15 protein-coding genes are annotated in these 15,027 nt (G+C 67.0%); 8 read left to right on the top strand and 7 right to left on the bottom strand.

Translation table 11 applies throughout. The annotated features are described in order from the left end of the window. The first annotated feature begins 36 nt into the window (after positions 1-36). The 4 genes from HNQ08_RS07185 (at position 37) to HNQ08_RS07170 (ending at position 3,466) form a co-directional block, all read left to right on the top strand. On the top strand, positions 37-975 hold the full coding sequence (locus HNQ08_RS07185) for an ABC transporter ATP-binding protein (RefSeq protein ID WP_184129176.1): 939 nt from the start codon (positions 37-39) through the stop codon (positions 973-975). Positions 976-1,036: 61 nt separating this feature from the next. Beyond that, positions 1,037-1,810: an ABC transporter permease gene (locus HNQ08_RS07180; protein WP_184129173.1), complete on the top strand. Its 774-nt coding sequence runs from the start codon at positions 1,037-1,039 to the stop codon at positions 1,808-1,810. A 72-nt stretch (positions 1,811-1,882) separates the two neighbouring features. Further along, positions 1,883-2,329 (top strand): globin domain-containing protein, encoded by a 447-nt coding sequence (locus HNQ08_RS07175; protein ID WP_184129170.1) that lies wholly within the window; start codon positions 1,883-1,885, stop codon positions 2,327-2,329. Between the two features lie 45 nt (positions 2,330-2,374). Then, entirely contained in the window at positions 2,375-3,466 is a 1,092-nt protein-coding gene (locus HNQ08_RS07170) for a bifunctional 3-deoxy-7-phosphoheptulonate synthase/chorismate mutase (RefSeq protein ID WP_184129167.1), read from the top strand. A gap of 65 nt (positions 3,467-3,531) precedes the next feature. Here the strand turns inward: HNQ08_RS07170 and hutH are convergent, their stop codons facing one another. From hutH to hutU, 4 genes are all read right to left on the bottom strand, one after another. Next, on the bottom strand, positions 3,532-5,031 hold the full coding sequence (gene hutH, locus HNQ08_RS07165) for a histidine ammonia-lyase (protein ID WP_184129164.1): 1,500 nt from the start codon (positions 5,029-5,031) through the stop codon (positions 3,532-3,534). After that, a complete protein-coding gene (gene hutI / locus HNQ08_RS07160) occupies positions 5,028-6,209 on the bottom strand; it encodes an imidazolonepropionase (RefSeq protein WP_221284059.1) in 1,182 nt (393 codons plus the stop codon). The genes hutH and hutI overlap by 4 nt, the downstream gene beginning before the upstream one ends. Positions 6,210-6,219: 10 nt before the next feature. Further along, entirely contained in the window at positions 6,220-7,122 is a 903-nt protein-coding gene (locus HNQ08_RS07155; protein ID WP_184129158.1) for an arginase family protein, read from the bottom strand. 108 nt (positions 7,123-7,230) lie between these two features. Beyond that, complete coding sequence (gene hutU, locus HNQ08_RS07150) at positions 7,231-8,919, bottom strand: urocanate hydratase (protein ID WP_184129155.1); 1,689 nt, start codon at positions 8,917-8,919, stop codon at positions 7,231-7,233. Positions 8,920-9,140: 221 nt separating this feature from the next. Here hutU and HNQ08_RS07145 point away from each other — a divergent pair, with 221 nt between their 5' ends. Then, positions 9,141-9,878, top strand: a complete 738-nt coding sequence (locus HNQ08_RS07145) for an IclR family transcriptional regulator (protein ID WP_184129152.1) — start codon at positions 9,141-9,143, stop codon at positions 9,876-9,878. Between the two features lies 1 nt (position 9,879). Here HNQ08_RS07145 and sdaAB read toward each other — a convergent pair whose 3' ends face one another. Together sdaAB and HNQ08_RS07135 are read right to left on the bottom strand one after the other, a co-directional pair. Beyond that, a complete protein-coding gene (sdaAB, locus tag HNQ08_RS07140) occupies positions 9,880-10,545 on the bottom strand; it encodes an L-serine ammonia-lyase, iron-sulfur-dependent subunit beta (protein WP_184129149.1) in 666 nt (221 codons plus the stop codon). 223 nt (positions 10,546-10,768) lie between these two features. Beyond that, positions 10,769-12,253: a lycopene cyclase family protein gene (locus HNQ08_RS07135; protein ID WP_184129146.1), complete on the bottom strand. Its 1,485-nt coding sequence runs from the start codon at positions 12,251-12,253 to the stop codon at positions 10,769-10,771. 170 nt (positions 12,254-12,423) lie between these two features. Here HNQ08_RS07135 and HNQ08_RS07130 point away from each other — a divergent pair, with 170 nt between their 5' ends. From HNQ08_RS07130 to HNQ08_RS07120, 3 genes are all read left to right on the top strand, one after another. Then, complete coding sequence (locus HNQ08_RS07130) at positions 12,424-13,305, top strand: alpha/beta hydrolase (protein ID WP_184130268.1); 882 nt, start codon at positions 12,424-12,426, stop codon at positions 13,303-13,305. 61 nt (positions 13,306-13,366) lie between these two features. Next, entirely contained in the window at positions 13,367-13,765 is a 399-nt protein-coding gene (locus HNQ08_RS07125) for a hypothetical protein (protein WP_184129143.1), read from the top strand. A gap of 77 nt (positions 13,766-13,842) precedes the next feature. Beyond that, on the top strand, positions 13,843-14,196 hold the full coding sequence (locus tag HNQ08_RS07120) for an inorganic diphosphatase (protein ID WP_342355681.1): 354 nt from the start codon (positions 13,843-13,845) through the stop codon (positions 14,194-14,196). A 44-nt stretch (positions 14,197-14,240) separates the two neighbouring features. On the opposite strand, the gene HNQ08_RS07115 is transcribed toward HNQ08_RS07120, so the two are convergent. Then, the gene (locus HNQ08_RS07115; protein WP_184129141.1) at positions 14,241-14,990 is read right to left on the bottom strand and encodes an RNA methyltransferase; all 750 of its coding nucleotides are present in this window, start codon (positions 14,988-14,990) and stop codon (positions 14,241-14,243) included. Positions 14,991-15,027 lie beyond the last annotated feature (37 nt).

The raw sequence follows: 15,027 nt of genomic DNA, 5'->3' as shown, positions 1-15,027 counted from the left end.
AGAACTCGTTGATTTATGGCGCGTTAATGTGCCCAGGTGACGAAGCAAGGCGCGCCCGCCATTCCTGCCATCGAGGTCCGGGGGCTGAACAAGAAGTACGGCAACCACAGCGTTCTGGAGGAAGTGTTTTTGAACGTCCGTCCCGGCGAGGTCTATGCCCTGACCGGCCCCAACGGCACCGGCAAGACCACCCTGATCCGCTGCATGACCGGCCTGGCCTTTCCCACCGGCGGCGAGGTCAGGCTGATGGGCCGCGACGTGCACACCGATGGCGCGCGCGCCCGCGCCTACCTGGGGGCAGTGGTGGAAGCTCCGGCCAAGTTCTACCCGCAGTTCACCGGCACCCAGAATCTGCAGATCCACGCCAATCTGGCGGCAATGGCCCCTGGTGGGCGGCGGGTGAGCCGGGACCGGCTGCGCGAGGTGCTGGCGCTCCTGGAGCTGACCCGCATGGCCGACCGCAAAGTGCAGGAGTACTCGCTGGGACAGCGGCAACGGCTGGGCGTCGCCAGCGCCATCCTGGCCGAGCCGAAAGTGCTGATTCTGGACGAGCCGACCAGCGGCCTCGATCCGCTGGGCATCGGGCTGATCCACCGCATCGTGACCAGTCTGGCGACGGACGGCTGCGCGGTGGTCCTGAGCACGCACCACCTGCGCGAAATTGCCACCTACGCCCATACGGTGGGCATCCTGACCGGGGGGCGACTGGTGGACACCGTGGATCTGCGCGCCCGTCAGGCGGCCTACCGTTTCCGGGTGGACGATCCGGTGGGCGCCGCAGCGGTGCTGGAGCGTCTGCCCTTCGTCCGCAAGGTCAGCACCCGCACCCCCTTTGCCATCGCGCATCTGGGCGGTGAGGCCCGCGTGCCCGACGCCCTGTCACGCCTGAGCGAGGAGGGCATCCGGGTCTTCGAGGCCAGTCCCGATCACTTCGACCTGTACGAGTATTACCGCGAGCGCGTGGAGCAAGCCTGATGACTGTCCCGATCACTGGTGTCCTTCTGTCCGTCCTCCCTGGCCTGTCCCGGTGCCGCCCATGCTGACACTCCTGCTGCTGGAATTCCGTAAGCTGCTGGGCTCGCGCAGCGCCAAGCTGGCCCTGATCGTGACCTTTCTGCTGCCGCTGATCTGGGCCTTCGCGCCGCGGCTGAGCGCGCTGATTCAGGTCAACATGATCAGCGGGTGGCAGTTGCCCGCCGTCAGTATCGGCGTGACCATCCAGTACCTGCTGCCCCTCTTCATCGCCGTGACCGTGGCCGAGACCATCGGCTCGGAAACGGCGCAGGGCACCCTGGCCCCGCTGCTGCTGCGTCCAGTGGACCGGACCAAGGTCATTGCCAGCAAACTGATCGCCGCGCTGATCTTCCCTTTTTTGCTGATCGCCACCACGGTGGCCGGATCGCTGCTGGCGGGAATTCCTCTGGGCTTCGGCACTTTCACGGGGGGCACTGGCCTGGGGCCGGGCCTGTTCGTGGGCGTGGGCCAGCTCAGCGGCGGCGAGGCCTTAGGGCAGGTTCTGCGCGGCGCGTTCCTGGCGGCCATCGTGCTGATGCCGGTAGCGGCACTGTCGCTGCTGTTCGGGGTGCTGTACCTGAACACGGCAGCCTCGGCGCTGGCCACCTTCGCCACCCTGATCGTGATGCGCCTGCTGGTGGTGCTGCCGGAGACCCTTCAGCGCATCCTGCTGACCTCGCACTTCGGGCTGTACGTCCAGCAGGGCGATATCGGGCAACCTTTGATCCTGCTCCTGATCTACACCCTGGGATTCGGCCTGATGGCGATCTACGCCTTTGACCGCCGCGACGTGTAGCGCTCCCCGTCTTTTTCCAGGGAGGTGGACGCGCGTCCGCCTCTCTTTTTGCTGGTTTGCTAGCCTGCCCGCATGACCGCACCCCTTCAACTCTCCGCGGGCGGCTCGCTGTACGAACGCATCGGGCCGGAGGCGCTGTCAGCGCTGGTGACCCGTTTTTACATGCTGGTGGCCCAGGACCCGGACCTCGCCCCGATCTTTCCCAACGATCTGACGTTGACCGCCGAGAAGCAACTGGCCTTTCTGACCGGCTTTCTGGGCGGGCCCCCGCTCTACCACCGGACGTACGGCCCACCCAGATTGCGGGCGCGTCATCTGCCTCATGCCATCACACCCACGCGCGGGCGGGCGTGGCTGGCGTGCATGGCCCGCGCCCTGCGGGACACGCCGCAGATCGGGGAGGCAGAGGCGCGCGAACTGCATTCGGCACTGACGCGGGTGGCCGCGCACATGGTCAATACCGCGGAGGAAGGTGGCTCCCAGAACACCGGAGTTGGACAACTCCTTTCAATTGACTAGCCGCATGGAAGGAGGGTCATGCGGGTTTTTCCTAGACTGCGGAGTATGACACAACCGCGTACCATCGAAGACCTCCGCTCCGAGATTGACCAGATCAACCGTGATCTGTTGAAACTGCTGTCCCAGCGCGCCACGGTGGTGGCCCAGATCGGTCACGCCAAGACCCAGGAAGGCCGTCCCAACCATTACGACCCGGCGCGCGAGGAACAGCAACTGCGCGAGCTGGAGGAACTGAACCCCGGCCCCTTCACGGGCGCCACAGTCAAGAGCATCTTCAAGGAAATCTTCAAGGCCAGCTTGGCGCTGGAAGAGAGCAACGACAAGAAGCAGCTGCTGGTGTCGCGCAAGGTCAAGAGGGAGGACACCGTTCTGGACATCGACGGCGTCAAGATCGGTGGCAACGAACCGCCCATCATCATTGCCGGGCCGTGCAGCATCGAATCGGAAGAACAGATGGAACAGACCGCCGAGTATCTGGCGGCCAAGGGTGTGAAGATTCTGCGCGGCGGGGCGTACAAGCCGCGCACCAGCCCCTACGGCTTCCAGGGCATGGGCGTGGACGGCCTGATCCTGGGGGGCCGGGTGGCCCGCGCCAACAAGATGCTGTTCGTGACCGAGGTGATGGACACCCGCGACGTGGAGGTGGTGGCCGAGTACGCCGACATCCTGCAGGTCGGGGCGCGCAACATGCACAACTTCGCCCTGCTGCGCGAGGTCGGCCGCGCCCGTCGCCCGGTGCTGCTCAAGCGCGGGCTTTCAGCCACCATCGAGGAATGGCTGTACGCCGCCGAGTACATCCTCTCGGAAGGCAACAACGAGGTCATCCTGTGCGAGCGCGGCATCCGCACCTTCGAGAAGTGGACCCGCAACACGCTGGATCTCTCGGCGGTGGCCCTCGCCAAACAGGAAACCCACCTGCCCGTGGTCGTGGACGTGACCCACGCCGCCGGACGCCGTGACCTGCTGATCCCGCTGGCCAAGGCGGCGCTGGCCGTCGGGGCGGACGGCATCCACATCGAGGTCCACCCCAGCCCCGCCACCGCCCTGAGCGACAACGAGCAACAACTGGACTTCGCCGGGTATGACCGATTCGACGATGCCCTGAAGCCGATGATGAAGGTGCCTGCTGGCGTTTAACTTAGTCAGAAAGGATAAAGCCAGGGGAGCCTCGCAGCACGCGAGGCTCCCCTTTTTACAGCTGGCTAGGCCCGCCGGGCCGTCTCCAGCAATTCGCCGCTCACCACCAGCTCGCGCAGATGCAACAGATCGGGGCGGTAGTAACGGTCCTCCTCCATCGTTGGCACGACCTGACGGATGCCCTCGTAGGCGGCCTGGGCGCCCACGCCCGCACGGAGTTTCTGGAAATCCAGCGCCTGGGCGGCGCACAGCAGTTCAATGCTGACCACGGTCTGGACGTGGCCCAGAATCTGGCGCAACTGGCGTGCGCCGTGCGCGCCCATGCTGACATGATCCTCCTGGTTGGCGCTGGTGGGAATGCTGTCCACGCTGGCGGGGTGGGCTAGCACCTTGTTCTCGCTGACCAGCGCGGCCGCCGTGTACTGCGCGATCATCAGGCCGCTGTTGAGACCACCGTGCGCAGCCAGAAAACCCGGCAGCCCGCTGAGGGACGGATTGAGCAATTGCTCGCAGCGGCGCTCGCTGACGCTGCCCAGCTCGGCCACCGCCACCTTCAGGGCGTCGGCGGTCAGGGCCAGTGGCTGTCCGTGGAAATTGCCGCCCGACACCACCTCGCCCGTTTCGGGAAAGACCAGCGGATTGTCGGTCACGGAGGCAAATTCGGTCTCCAGAACAAGGGCCGCCTGGGCCAGCGCGTCGTGGGTTGCGCCGTGGACCTGCGGCACGGCGCGGAGCGAGTATGGATCCTGCACCTTGCCGCATTCGGCGTGGCTGGGTGCGATCTCGGAGCCGCGCAGGAAGTGGCGCAGCTCGGCGGCCACCGCCACCGCGCCGGGATGCGGGCGCAGGCCCACCAGATCGGCGCGGAAGGGCTGATGAGAACCGTACAGGGCCTCCACGGTCATGGCCGCCGCCAGGTTGGCCGTGCCCAGCAGCGTGTGGGCGTCCGCGAGCGCCAGCCCCAGCAGGCTGCCCATCAGCTGCGTGCCGTTGATCAGCGCGAGGCCCTCCTTGGCCTGCAAGGTCAGCGGGGTGAGCCCCAGCCCGGCCAGCACCTCGGCGGCGGGGCAAACCTCACCGCCGTATTCGATCTCGCCCAGCCCGATCAAGGCCAGGGCCAGATGGGCGAGCGGGGCCAGATCGCCCGACGCGCCCACGCTGCCCTGCGCGGGCACCACTGGATGCGCCCCCGCGTTCAACAGCGCCAGCAGCAGGTCCACGACCGCCGGACGCACCCCCGAGTGGCCCTGACACAGCGACACGGCGCGCAGCAGCAGCATGCCGCGCACCACCTCGGCGGGCAGGGCCTCGCCCACCCCGATGGCGTGCGACACGATCAGGTTGTACTGGAGCTGCTGGAGTTCGTCATTGCCCACCCGCACGCTGGCGAACTTGCCGAAGCCCGTATTGATACCGTACACCGCCGCGCCGCCCTCCACGATGCGCTCGACCACAGCGCGGGCGGTCAGGATGCGTTCACGGGCTGTCTCCGCCAGTTCCACGGGCTCACCGCCGCGAACCACGCGGATAAATTCTTCCAGCGACAAACTTCGGTCCAGGATCATTGGTTCACTCCCTCCACAAACACTTCTCGCACCGGGTTTGTCCCCAGGGTGTATGGCAATTCGCGCCAGTCCGGGCCACGCAGCGACAGGAAATCGGCACGTTGACCGACACTTAAAGCGCCGCGGTCCGACAGGCCAAGCGCAGCGGCGGCGTTGACGGTGGCGGCAGTCAGCGCCTCGGCTGGGGTCAGGCCGTTCAGGCGCACGGCCAGAGCCACGGCCATTGCCGCGCTGAACAGCGGCGAGCTGCCAGGGTTCAGGTCTGTGCCCAGGGCCACCGCCGCTCCTGCGTCGATCAGCCGGCGGCCCGGCGCGGCGGGCAGGCCCAGGTGCAGGGTCACGCCAGGCAGAATAGTGGCCACCGTGCCGGAGGCCGCCAGCGCCGCGATCTGCGCCGGGCCGCTGGCTTCCAGATGATCCACGCTCAGCGCCCCCAGCTGGCAGGCCAGTTCAGTGCCGCCCAGAGCGTGAAACTGATCGGCGTGGAGTTTGATCTTCAGGCTGTTCGCCTGGGCTGCCAAGAAAATCCGCCGGGCCTCCTCCACCGAGAAGGCCTCCGCCTCGCAGAACACGTCCACCGCAGAGGCGAGCTGTTCGGCAGCAGCCAGGGGAATGAGTTCCTGGCAGACGCCGCGCACGTAGGCCTCCCGCTCCTCGGTGGGCGGCACGTGGATCAGCAGGGTGGACACCAGGGAAAATTCGCGCTGCAAGGCCCGGATCGCCCGCAGCATTCGCAGCTCGGCGCTGAAGTCCATGCCGTAGCCGCTCTTGACCTCGGCCGTGGTGGCCCCGGACTGGCGCAAGGCCATCAGGCGCGGACGGGCCAGGGCCACCAGTTCCTCCACCGTCGCCGCCGCCGTCGCCGTGATGCTGGAGCGAATGCCTCCGCCCGCCGCCAGAATGGTTTCGTAGGGAACGCCCGCCACCCGGGCCTCGAAATCGCCCAGCCGATCGCCGGCCCAGACTGCGTGGGTGTGCGGATCGATCAGGCCAGGAACAACAGCCACGCCGCCCAGATCATGCTCTGTTGGAACGGCGGGAGACTCTCGCGCTGGTCCCACCCAGGCGATCCGGCCATCCCGGACGAGCAGGGCCGCGTCCTTGATGACGGTCACCTCGCGCATGGCCGCGCCACGCTGTGGGCCGGGGGGCGGGGTGACCAGCTCTGAAATTCCCATGAACAACGTCTCAATCACGGAACACCTCGCACAACGTTTCTATGATCAGTCGCGCGGCGATCAGCTCGCTTCTGCCCGTCGGGTCAAGGTTGGGAGCCAATTCCACCACGTCCAGCGCCAGCACATGATGACGGCGGGCCAGCGCCGCGATCAGGCGCAGGGCCAGCGCATACGTGAAGCCATCCGGCTCCGGGCTGCTGGTGCCCGGCAGCACGGCGGGATCGAAGGCGTCCACGTCCACGCTCAGGTACACCGGGCGGCCCGGAGGCAACGCACCCACAAGGTCGGCAAAACCGGGCTCTACCTCGTCCATCGGCACCAGCGTGTGTCCCCGCGCCCGCGCCGCGGCCACCGCCTCCGGATCATGCCGCAGGCCGCGCAGCCCGATGGTGGTGATGTGGACGAGGTTGGGCAGCTCCTCGGCGGCGCGGCGAAATGGGCTGGAGTTGCTGTAGCGCGTGCTGTTGCGCGTCTCGGTGAAGTCCAGATGCGCGTCCAGTTGAATGACGTGCAACTCCGGCTGATCGTGGTACGCCAGCAGCAGCGGGTAGGTGACGCTGTGATCGCCGCCCAGGAAGACGGGAAGGCGGCAGCGGGATTTCACCTGCCGCGCCGCCTGCGTGATGCGTTCGCGCGCCAGTTCCGGCTCCAGTGAGGGCAACACCACGTCCCCAGCATCCACGCAGGTCACGTTCTGCAAGCGGGTTGCGCCGTCCAGCCCCGTGAAGGGCGGCACGTAGCGCAGGCTGGCCTCCCGCAGGGCACGCGGCGCGAAGCGGGCGCCAGGGCGAAAGCCCAGGGCAATGTCGAAGGGAATGCCCAGCACGGCCACGTCTGCCGTCCAGTCGCCGTCCGGCTGCTGAAACGGCGCCCGGGCGAAGGTGGGGATTCCAGCGTAGGGTAGGTGGGTCATTCGCGCCTCTGGCGCGCAGCGGGTGACGGGTAGAAAACGTGGAGGACAAGGCACGCGGTGCGGAAGGCGGGAAAAATCTGCGGCACCCTTTCCATCGGCTGCCCACTATCAACCATCGGCCTGACCCCCGATGCCCAGGCTCGGCAGATCCAGCCCGCGTCCCCGCGCCACATCCTGCGCCCGCGGATAGCCAGCGTCGGCGTGACGCAGCACGCCCATGGCTGGATCGTTGGTCAGGCAGCGACTCAGGCGCTCGGCGGCCTCCGGGGTGCCGTCGGCCAGGGCCACCAGGCCGGAGTGCTGCGAGAAGCCTAGGCCCACACCGCCCCCGTGGTGAAAGCTCATCCACGCTGCGCCGGAGGCAATGCCGATGCCGAAGTTCAGCAAGGGCCAGTCGCTCACGGCGTCAGAGCCGTCCAGCATGGCCTCCGTTTCGCGGTAGGGGCTGGCGACACTGCCCGCATCCAGGTGGTCCCGCCCGATCACAATGGGGGCCTTCAGTCGGCCATCGGCCACCATCTCGTTGAACAGCCGCGCCGCCCGGTCGCGCTCGCGGTAGCCCAGCCAGCAGATGCGGGCGGGAAGGCCCTGGAAAGCGATCTGGTCGGCGGCGTAGCTCAGCCAGGATTGCAGACGCGTGTCGTCGGGGAACAGCTCCAGCAGCGCCCTGTCGGTGGCGTGGATATCTTCCGGATCACCCGACAGCGCCACCCAGCGGAACGGCCCGCGCCCCTCGCAGAAGGAGTCACGAATGAACGCCGGAACGAAGCCGGGGTAAGCGAAGGCGTCCTCTACCCCAGCCTCTTTTGCGCGCTGGCGCAGGTTGTTGCCGTAATCGAAGGCCACCGCGCCGCGCCGCTGCAATTCCAGAATGGCGCGGACATGGGCAGCCATCGCGTCGTAGGCCCGCGCACGGTACTCCTGGGGCTGCTCCTGGCGCAACACGGCGGCATCCTCATCGGGCGTGGTGACAGGGAGATAGCCCCACATCGGATCATGGGCGCTGGTCTGATCGGTGACCAGATCCGGCGTCCAGTTCAGCTCCACCAGTTGGGGAAGAATCTCGGCGGCGTTCCCAAGCAGGCCGATGGAACGGGCTTCTCCCGCCGCCCTGTAAGCCTCGGCGCGCCTGATGGCGTCCTCAAGGTTGTCGGCCACCTCATCCAGATAGCGGGTTTCCAGGCGTTTGTCGATGCGCGTTGGGTCCACTTCGACGGTGATGCTGACGCCCCCGGCCAGTTTGACCGCCAGTGGCTGCGCACCGCCCATGCCCCCCAGGCCCGCGGTGACGGTGACGGTGCCTTTGAGGCTGCCGCCGAAGTGCTTGTCTGCGGCACCTGCAAAGGTCTCGTAGGTGCCCTGCAAGATGCCCTGCGTGCCGATGTAGATCCAGCTTCCGGCGGTCATCTGGCCGTACATCATCAAGCCGGCCTGATCCAGTCGGTCAAACTCCTCCCAGGTAGCCCAGTGGGGCACCAGATTGGAGTTGGCCAGGATCACGCGCGGCGCGAACTCATGGGTCCGCAGCACGGCCACCGGCTTGCCGGACTGGATCAGGAGGGTCTCGTCGTTCTCCAGACGATCCAACGTTTCCACGATCTTGTGGAAGGCCTCCCAATTCCGCGCCGCCTTGCCGCGCCCACCGTAGACCACCAGCTGCTGTGGGTGTTCGGCCACTTCCGGGTCGAGGTTGTTCATCAACATGCGCTTGGCGGCTTCCTGAATCCATCCTTTGGCGGTGCGCTGAGGCCCACGGGGAGCGCGGATGACAGGGGCGTCGGACTGGGCGGTGGTCATGGGTCTATGGTTGGCTTTTTGAATCCATAGAAGTGATAGTTTTCCGGATATGGCGGAAAGATGGATTGGGTGAACGATACGGAGGAAGGGATAGAGGGTGCTGGAGACCGACAGCTCTGGAACGCCTGCCCCGCTTTAACCCTCCTATGGACGCAGTGCGCCGCAGTTCTCTGGCTTTTCTGTAAAAGCTTGGGTTTGAATCTGGTCCCGGTGGCCGCCCGATGACGCGCACCCACGCCACCGTCGAAGCTGCCGTCCGGGTGCTGGAACTGTTCGATGCGGACCGTACCGAATGGACCCTCTCCGGACTGGCGCGGCATCTGGGCCAGCCCACCTCCACAGTGCATGAGCAGTTGCAAACGCTCTCGGCGTCGGGGCTGCTGGTGCGGGTGGGCCGGGGACGCTACCGGTTGGGCTGGCGGCTGCTGAAGCTGAGCAGCGCGCTGTACGGCTCCCTGCCGTGGTACGCCCCAGCCCACGACGCGATGGAACGACTGGCCCGCGGTACGCACCTCCTGTCGTTCCTGTGTATCCTGCATGGTGATCAGGTGCTGTGCGTGGCCCGCAGCGTACAGGGCCGCGACGGTCCACCCGTTGCTGGAGAACTGGATTTCGAGTTGCCCGCCCACGCCACCGCCAGCGGAAAGCTGTTGCTGGCGCTGGCCAGACGGCCCCTGCCTGCCGCCGCGACGCCCTTCACGGGACAGACCCTGATCCATCCCCTCGACTGGGACACCGAGACTCGGACCATCCGCACGCGAGGCCACGCGCTCAGTCAGGACGAATGGGCAGTGGGCACCAGTGGACTGGCCGTGCCGGTGCGTGGCGAGAGCGGCGTGGTGCTGGCCGCACTTGGCCTGAGCCTGCCCACAGCGCGCATGCATGCTCACGAGAGCCTGCTGCGCGCCCTTCACACAGCGGCGGCAGAGGTGGGCTGGACCCTGGGCAACCGGGGCTAGTCTAGCCGTCCATCAACTTTGGCAGGAGGCGCACCCAGTTGGTGTCCGGCCAGTAGTCCAGAAAGGCCAGGGCCTGGGCACTCAGGGGCGCGTCCAGTTCAACGGCCAGCAGCGCCTGCCCGCCACGCGTCTGTCGGGTGCAGGTCAGCGTGGCGATGTTCACTCCGTCGGCTGCGATGGTGCTGGCAATCCGGGCGATCATGCCCACGGCGTCGGTGTAACGTAGCAGGACGGTGGGGCTGGACGCGGCGAAGTTGACGCCCAATCCCTGCACCTGCGTCACCAGAATCACTCCGCCCCCAGTACTGCTGCCCTGTACGGTGACCTTCTCCTCGTCGCCATACAGTTCAATGTGCGCGGTGTTGGGATGGACGTCGCCCAGATCGACATCCCTGAATTCAAATTCCAGTCCCGCTGCTTTGGCTTCCTCGAATGCCTGGGGCAGTCGGGCGTCGTCCGGCGCGAAGCCAAGCAGTCCCGCGATCAGTGCCAGATGGGTGCCGTGCCCGCGTCCGGTCTTGGCGAACGAGGCATGCAGGCCGATCTTCGCCCGCCGGGGCGACTCGCCCAGCAAGTGGTGGGCGACCAGACCCAGCCGACAGGCCCCCGCCGTGTGGCTGCTGCTGGGGCCAATCATGACTGGACCGATCATGTCAAGAAGGGACATGGGGCGAGTATAAGCGTCCGGTCATGGGCAAGCCCAAGCGCCGGTCAGCAGACGAGTTCTGCCCTGAAGTGCATGACTCTGCAATGTGCACGGTGAAGGGTACGAGTCATGGGGCAGCCGACTCGAGAAGGCCCCCTCGCTGGCGCTAGGGGCCAAGGACAAAAAGGTTTCCAGCTCGGCTCAGGCGTTCCGTCCACCGCAACAGAGCTGGAGGAGAAAAGAATTACCTTCCCTCGCCACTGATTTCAGCGATATTCTCTCGCAGTTCTTCCAGCTTCTTCTGGCGGTTCACATCGGGGTCAAGGCCGTCAGCGTCCACGTTGCCGGTGGCGCCCTGCATTCCCTCCTCAATTACTTCCTGCTGATCAATGTCACCGCTATTGGCCTCGCGTCTGGTGTCGTCAGATTGGGTCATGGCCTCAGGGTGGCGTGCCGGTGCGGCAGAAGGATGGGAAATACGGGCAGATTCCTTCATGCGGGCGGCCTCGCGCAGAGCGCGCAGGCTGACGCCAGAATGTTTCAGTGCGGCGCGGGCCAGCGGCAACCTCACAGCGCCCGGCGCATGAACGAACACCCGGAGCATGTTGCGGGCCAGCCTCCGCACGCCAGTATGCGGTGCGAGAAAAGCGTGCCACTCGGCAGCAGGTAGCCGGAAAAAGGCGGCGAAAAAGTCGCCCAGACGGTCACCCGGCAGTTCCAGCAGGGCACCCAGATCCAGCAGATGCACCTCGCGGGCGGCGCGTCGCTCGGGGGGCCACAGCGCGTCCCAGCCTGCGGCGGCAGCGTCCTGGCCGGTCAGGAGCGCCACCGACACCGCTGCCGCCACCCGTGGCGCATCGTTCAGCGCGCCCGCCACCTGAAAGCCGCTGATCGGGTGAACCAGGCCTGCTGCCGCCCCGAACGCCAGGACCGGTCCGGGTACGGGCGCGGGCGCGTTCATGGGAAAGGCCACCCATTCGTCGGATTCGGCGTCGTGTGGGGGCGTACCGAGTGCCTCCAGCCGGGCATGAAGCCGCGCCGCCATGACGTCACGGCTGGGGGCGGGGCGGGCGATCAGACTGGTCTCCTGCACAAAGTAGCGGTCTGCCCCCAGGTGCATGGCATACAGGAACGTCGGCTCGGCGCGGACCTCTGCGGTGTTCAGGTGAGGGGCGCGGTAGTCCATCCAGACCATGGCGCCGGGGGGACTGGGAGCCTGTTTGAAGCGGGCCACGATACCGTAGGCCGTTTGCAACGCAGCGCCCCCTGCAAACGGCGTCGGCAGCAGCAGGCCGCCGTGTCCGGAGGCGTCCACCACCAGCCGCGCCGTCCATTCCTCGCCCACATTCCCCTGGACGTGCCAGAGTGCGCCGCGCTGATGCGCGCCCGTCACCCGGCCCTGGGTCCAGCACAGCCCCTCCCCTCCCCGTTCCAGCAGGGCAGCTAGCAACCGGGCATTGTCCAGCAGCGCGTAGGGGCGCATCAGCGGCGTGGGACGGGAACCGGTGTACACCCGGACATCGGTCCAGACCTGTGCGGCGCAGACCTGCGCCCAGGCGGGCAGCTCGTCAAACCACGCGCCGTAGGTGGGGGCGAAAGGCTGAGGCGGATGCGGGGCCACCACGCGCACGCTCAGGTCACGCCGGGCGAGTTCGGCGGCCAGCGCCAGACCGGATGGGCCTCCACCCACCACCAGCACATCAGTTGTCGTTGTTGGGGCAGCAGGCATTCGCGGCAGGCTAGCGCGTGAGGGCTGGGGGGTCTGTGGGGGTTCGGACGGCTGCTGCAACCCCACACCATTGTCAAAATCCCAATGCAACTTAAAGCGGGGGTGGAGGGCAACTGTGCCTTTCGGGGCGGCGAGGCTGGGGGAGCGGGACTAGCCTCTTGCTCATGTCCATGAAAGTCAACCCTTCACGCTCCTTTACCCGCGCTGCCGGCCTGGGCGTGGCCGCCGCCCTGCTGGGGCTGACCCTGGCCGCCTGCTCGCCGCAGAACACCCTGAACGCCGTGACCTCCACGCGGGGCCTGAACGTGACCCAGAACGTGCGCTACGGCCCCGCGCCGCGCAACGTGATGGATGTGTACGCCCCCCAGAACGTGCAGAACGCGCCGGTGGTGCTGTTCATCCACGGCGGCTCCTGGCAGGGCGGCGACAAGGAGGGCCACAAGTTCGTGGGCGTCTCGCTGGCCCGCGCCGGCTACGTGACCGGCGTGATGAACTACCGCCTGGCCCCCGAACACCGCTACCCTGACTACGTGCAGGACGCCGCTGCCGCGCTGAAAGCGCTGCGGGACCAGGCCCGCAGTTACGGCGGCAGCCCCGACAACCTGTTCGTGATGGGTCACTCGGCGGGCGGCTTCAATGCTGTGGAAGTGGTGGACAACGCCCGCTGGCTGGGGGAGGCGGGTGTTCCCATCGGCGCGGTGCGCGGCATGATCGGTGTGGCAGGCCCCTACAGCTACGACTTCCGGCAGTTTCCCAGCAAAGTGGCCTTCCCGCCGGATGGCAATCCCGACAACATCATGCCGGACCGCCACGTGCGCCCCGACGCACCGCCCAACCTGTTGCTGGTGGCCGCCAACGATCAGACCGTGGACCCCTACAACGCCGTCAATATGGAGGCGGCCCTCAAGGAAGCCGGAGTTCCCGTCCGGAGGACGGTGCTGCCGGGCCTGAACCACATCACCGTCATTGCGGCGATGGCGCAGCCCCTGACCTTTCTGGGGGACACGCGGCAGCAGGTGATCGACTTTATCGAGGCGCACAGGTTGAAGTAGGAGCAACAGGGCCACTCAGTTGTCGCCGGTGACTCACACCTCTGCGCCGTACCATGCGGCCATGTTTCGCTACCGCCCCCTCCTCCGACCCACCCTGCTGTGCGCGCTGGCCCTGCCGCTGAGCCTGGGCCTGGGCGGGTGCCGCTACAATTTCGTGCCGCTGCTGCCGCAGGTGGTGACTCCCGATCTGCCGGTACGCGTCGCGGATGCCACCTTGAAACGTGACGGCGACGATCTGATCGTTACGGCCAGAGTAGAAGGCCGGTTCGAGCCGGGGTTCCTGAGCGTGAACTGGTTCGACAGTGGCCGTGCGCTGGCCACCGACAGCGTGTACCTGGACACCGCCCAGCGCACGGCATCGTTCCGGCTGACCGTCCCGGATGAGGGCGCCTACCGGGCGGTGCTGTCCTTCGGCGGGGCGGTGCTGCGTCAGGTGGAACTGTACGAGGTACAGCCCTGAACGCCCGGCTGTACGAGGGAGTCGTCGAATGGACCGCAGGCACCTGCGAGCGCTTTGTGTGGCAGGAGGGTAGGGTGGTGCCGCTAAGAACCGAGCCTCACGCTGCCCCGGTCAACTATGGCTGCCTGCCGGGCACCCATAATCCCGCCGACAACGCAGAGATCGACGCCGTGTGGCTGGGGCCAGCCCTAAACGTCGGTACCGTGCTGGAGGCCGCCCCGCTGGGTCTGCTCTGGCTGCTGGACGGCGATCACAAGGTCATCTTCGCGGCAGATTCACGGGGGCAGGCTGAGCCCGAACTGCGGGCGAGGTTGCTGGCCTGGTTTCCCCCGGAGCGCGGCGCACGGCTGTTGGTGGCTGCCCAAGCGATGGCGTGGCTGGAGTCGCTCAGTGCCGGGAGGGTAGATGACCGACAGAACACTGGAGCGTGAAGCGGGTGCAAGCGACACAGTCCTGAGACGATTGAGAAAACCGCCTATTCCGGTGTCACCGTCTCCTCTGCTGGCCTGGGTGCGGTCGTGCCCCGTTTCGCGGCGTCGTCGACCTTCCACTGCACCTGACGCAACAGACCCCGGAACAGGCGGCTCTCGGCGCTGCTCATCAGGGCGCGGTCCAGCAGGGCACGCCACAGGCGCAGGGTGTGACGGGCGCGCACGGCGTCGGTGTAGCCGATCAACCGCATAGTCTCATGCAGGTGGCCGTACATGGCCTCCATCTCCTCGCGGGTGGCAGTCTTGCGGACGCGGTCCAGGGGTTCGTCCTGGCCCTGCAGGAACTCGTAACAGACCAGCAGCACGGCCTGGGCCAGGTTCAGGCTGGCGTAATCGCCAGTGGGAATGCGGACGGTCATCTGACACTGCTCCAGGTCCGCATTGTTCAGGCCCGATTCCTCCGGGCCGAAGACCAGGGCCGGAGCCGTGGCTGCGCGCACGAAGGGCCGGATCTGCGCCGGGTGCTGCGGCATCGGCAGATCGGAGCGGATCCGGGCGCTGGTGCCCACGCTCAGGTCGCGGTCCGCCAGAGCTTCACGCAACGTGGGATAGATGGTCGCGCCGCGCAGCAGGTCTGCCGCGTGGACCGCCATCGCCACCGCTCCCGAATCCAGGTGATCACAGCGCGGAGCCACCAGCCGTAGGTCTTTGGCGCCCATGTTCAGCATGGCGCGGGCCGCCGAGCCGATATTGCCGGGGGTCTTGGGGGAAACGAGCACGACAGCCAGAGTCACGGGCGGAATGCTAGCAGGGCGGGGGGATCAGATGTGA

The organism is Deinococcus humi, assembly GCF_014201875.1.
Classification (GTDB): Bacteria; Deinococcota; Deinococci; order Deinococcales; family Deinococcaceae; genus Deinococcus; species Deinococcus humi.
The sequence above is the reverse complement of the archived record's forward strand: the minus strand, read 5'-3'. Positions and strand labels throughout refer to the sequence as shown.

What these genes read in the sequence shown, in the direction of transcription:
- HNQ08_RS07145 (WP_184129152.1), top strand. Translation starts at nt 9,141, where the DNA reads ATGACGCGCACCCACGCCACCGTCGAAGCTGCCGTCCGGGTGCTGGAA.
- HNQ08_RS07175 (WP_184129170.1), top strand. Translation starts at nt 1,883, where the DNA reads ATGACCGCACCCCTTCAACTCTCCGCGGGCGGCTCGCTGTACGAACGC.
- HNQ08_RS07135 (WP_184129146.1), bottom strand. Translation starts at nt 12,253, where the DNA reads ATGCCTGCTGCCCCAACAACGACAACTGATGTGCTGGTGGTGGGTGGA.
- HNQ08_RS07180 (WP_184129173.1), top strand. Translation starts at nt 1,037, where the DNA reads ATGCTGACACTCCTGCTGCTGGAATTCCGTAAGCTGCTGGGCTCGCGC.
- HNQ08_RS07125 (WP_184129143.1), top strand. Translation starts at nt 13,367, where the DNA reads ATGTTTCGCTACCGCCCCCTCCTCCGACCCACCCTGCTGTGCGCGCTG.
- sdaAB (WP_184129149.1), bottom strand. Translation starts at nt 10,545, where the DNA reads ATGTCCCTTCTTGACATGATCGGTCCAGTCATGATTGGCCCCAGCAGC.
- hutI (WP_221284059.1), bottom strand. Translation starts at nt 6,209, where the DNA reads ATGGGAATTTCAGAGCTGGTCACCCCGCCCCCCGGCCCACAGCGTGGC.
- HNQ08_RS07170 (WP_184129167.1), top strand. Translation starts at nt 2,375, where the DNA reads ATGACACAACCGCGTACCATCGAAGACCTCCGCTCCGAGATTGACCAG.
- HNQ08_RS07130 (WP_184130268.1), top strand. Translation starts at nt 12,424, where the DNA reads ATGAAAGTCAACCCTTCACGCTCCTTTACCCGCGCTGCCGGCCTGGGC.
- hutU (WP_184129155.1), bottom strand. Translation starts at nt 8,919, where the DNA reads ATGACCACCGCCCAGTCCGACGCCCCTGTCATCCGCGCTCCCCGTGGG.
- hutH (WP_184129164.1), bottom strand. Translation starts at nt 5,031, where the DNA reads ATGATCCTGGACCGAAGTTTGTCGCTGGAAGAATTTATCCGCGTGGTT.
- HNQ08_RS07155 (WP_184129158.1), bottom strand. Translation starts at nt 7,122, where the DNA reads ATGACCCACCTACCCTACGCTGGAATCCCCACCTTCGCCCGGGCGCCG.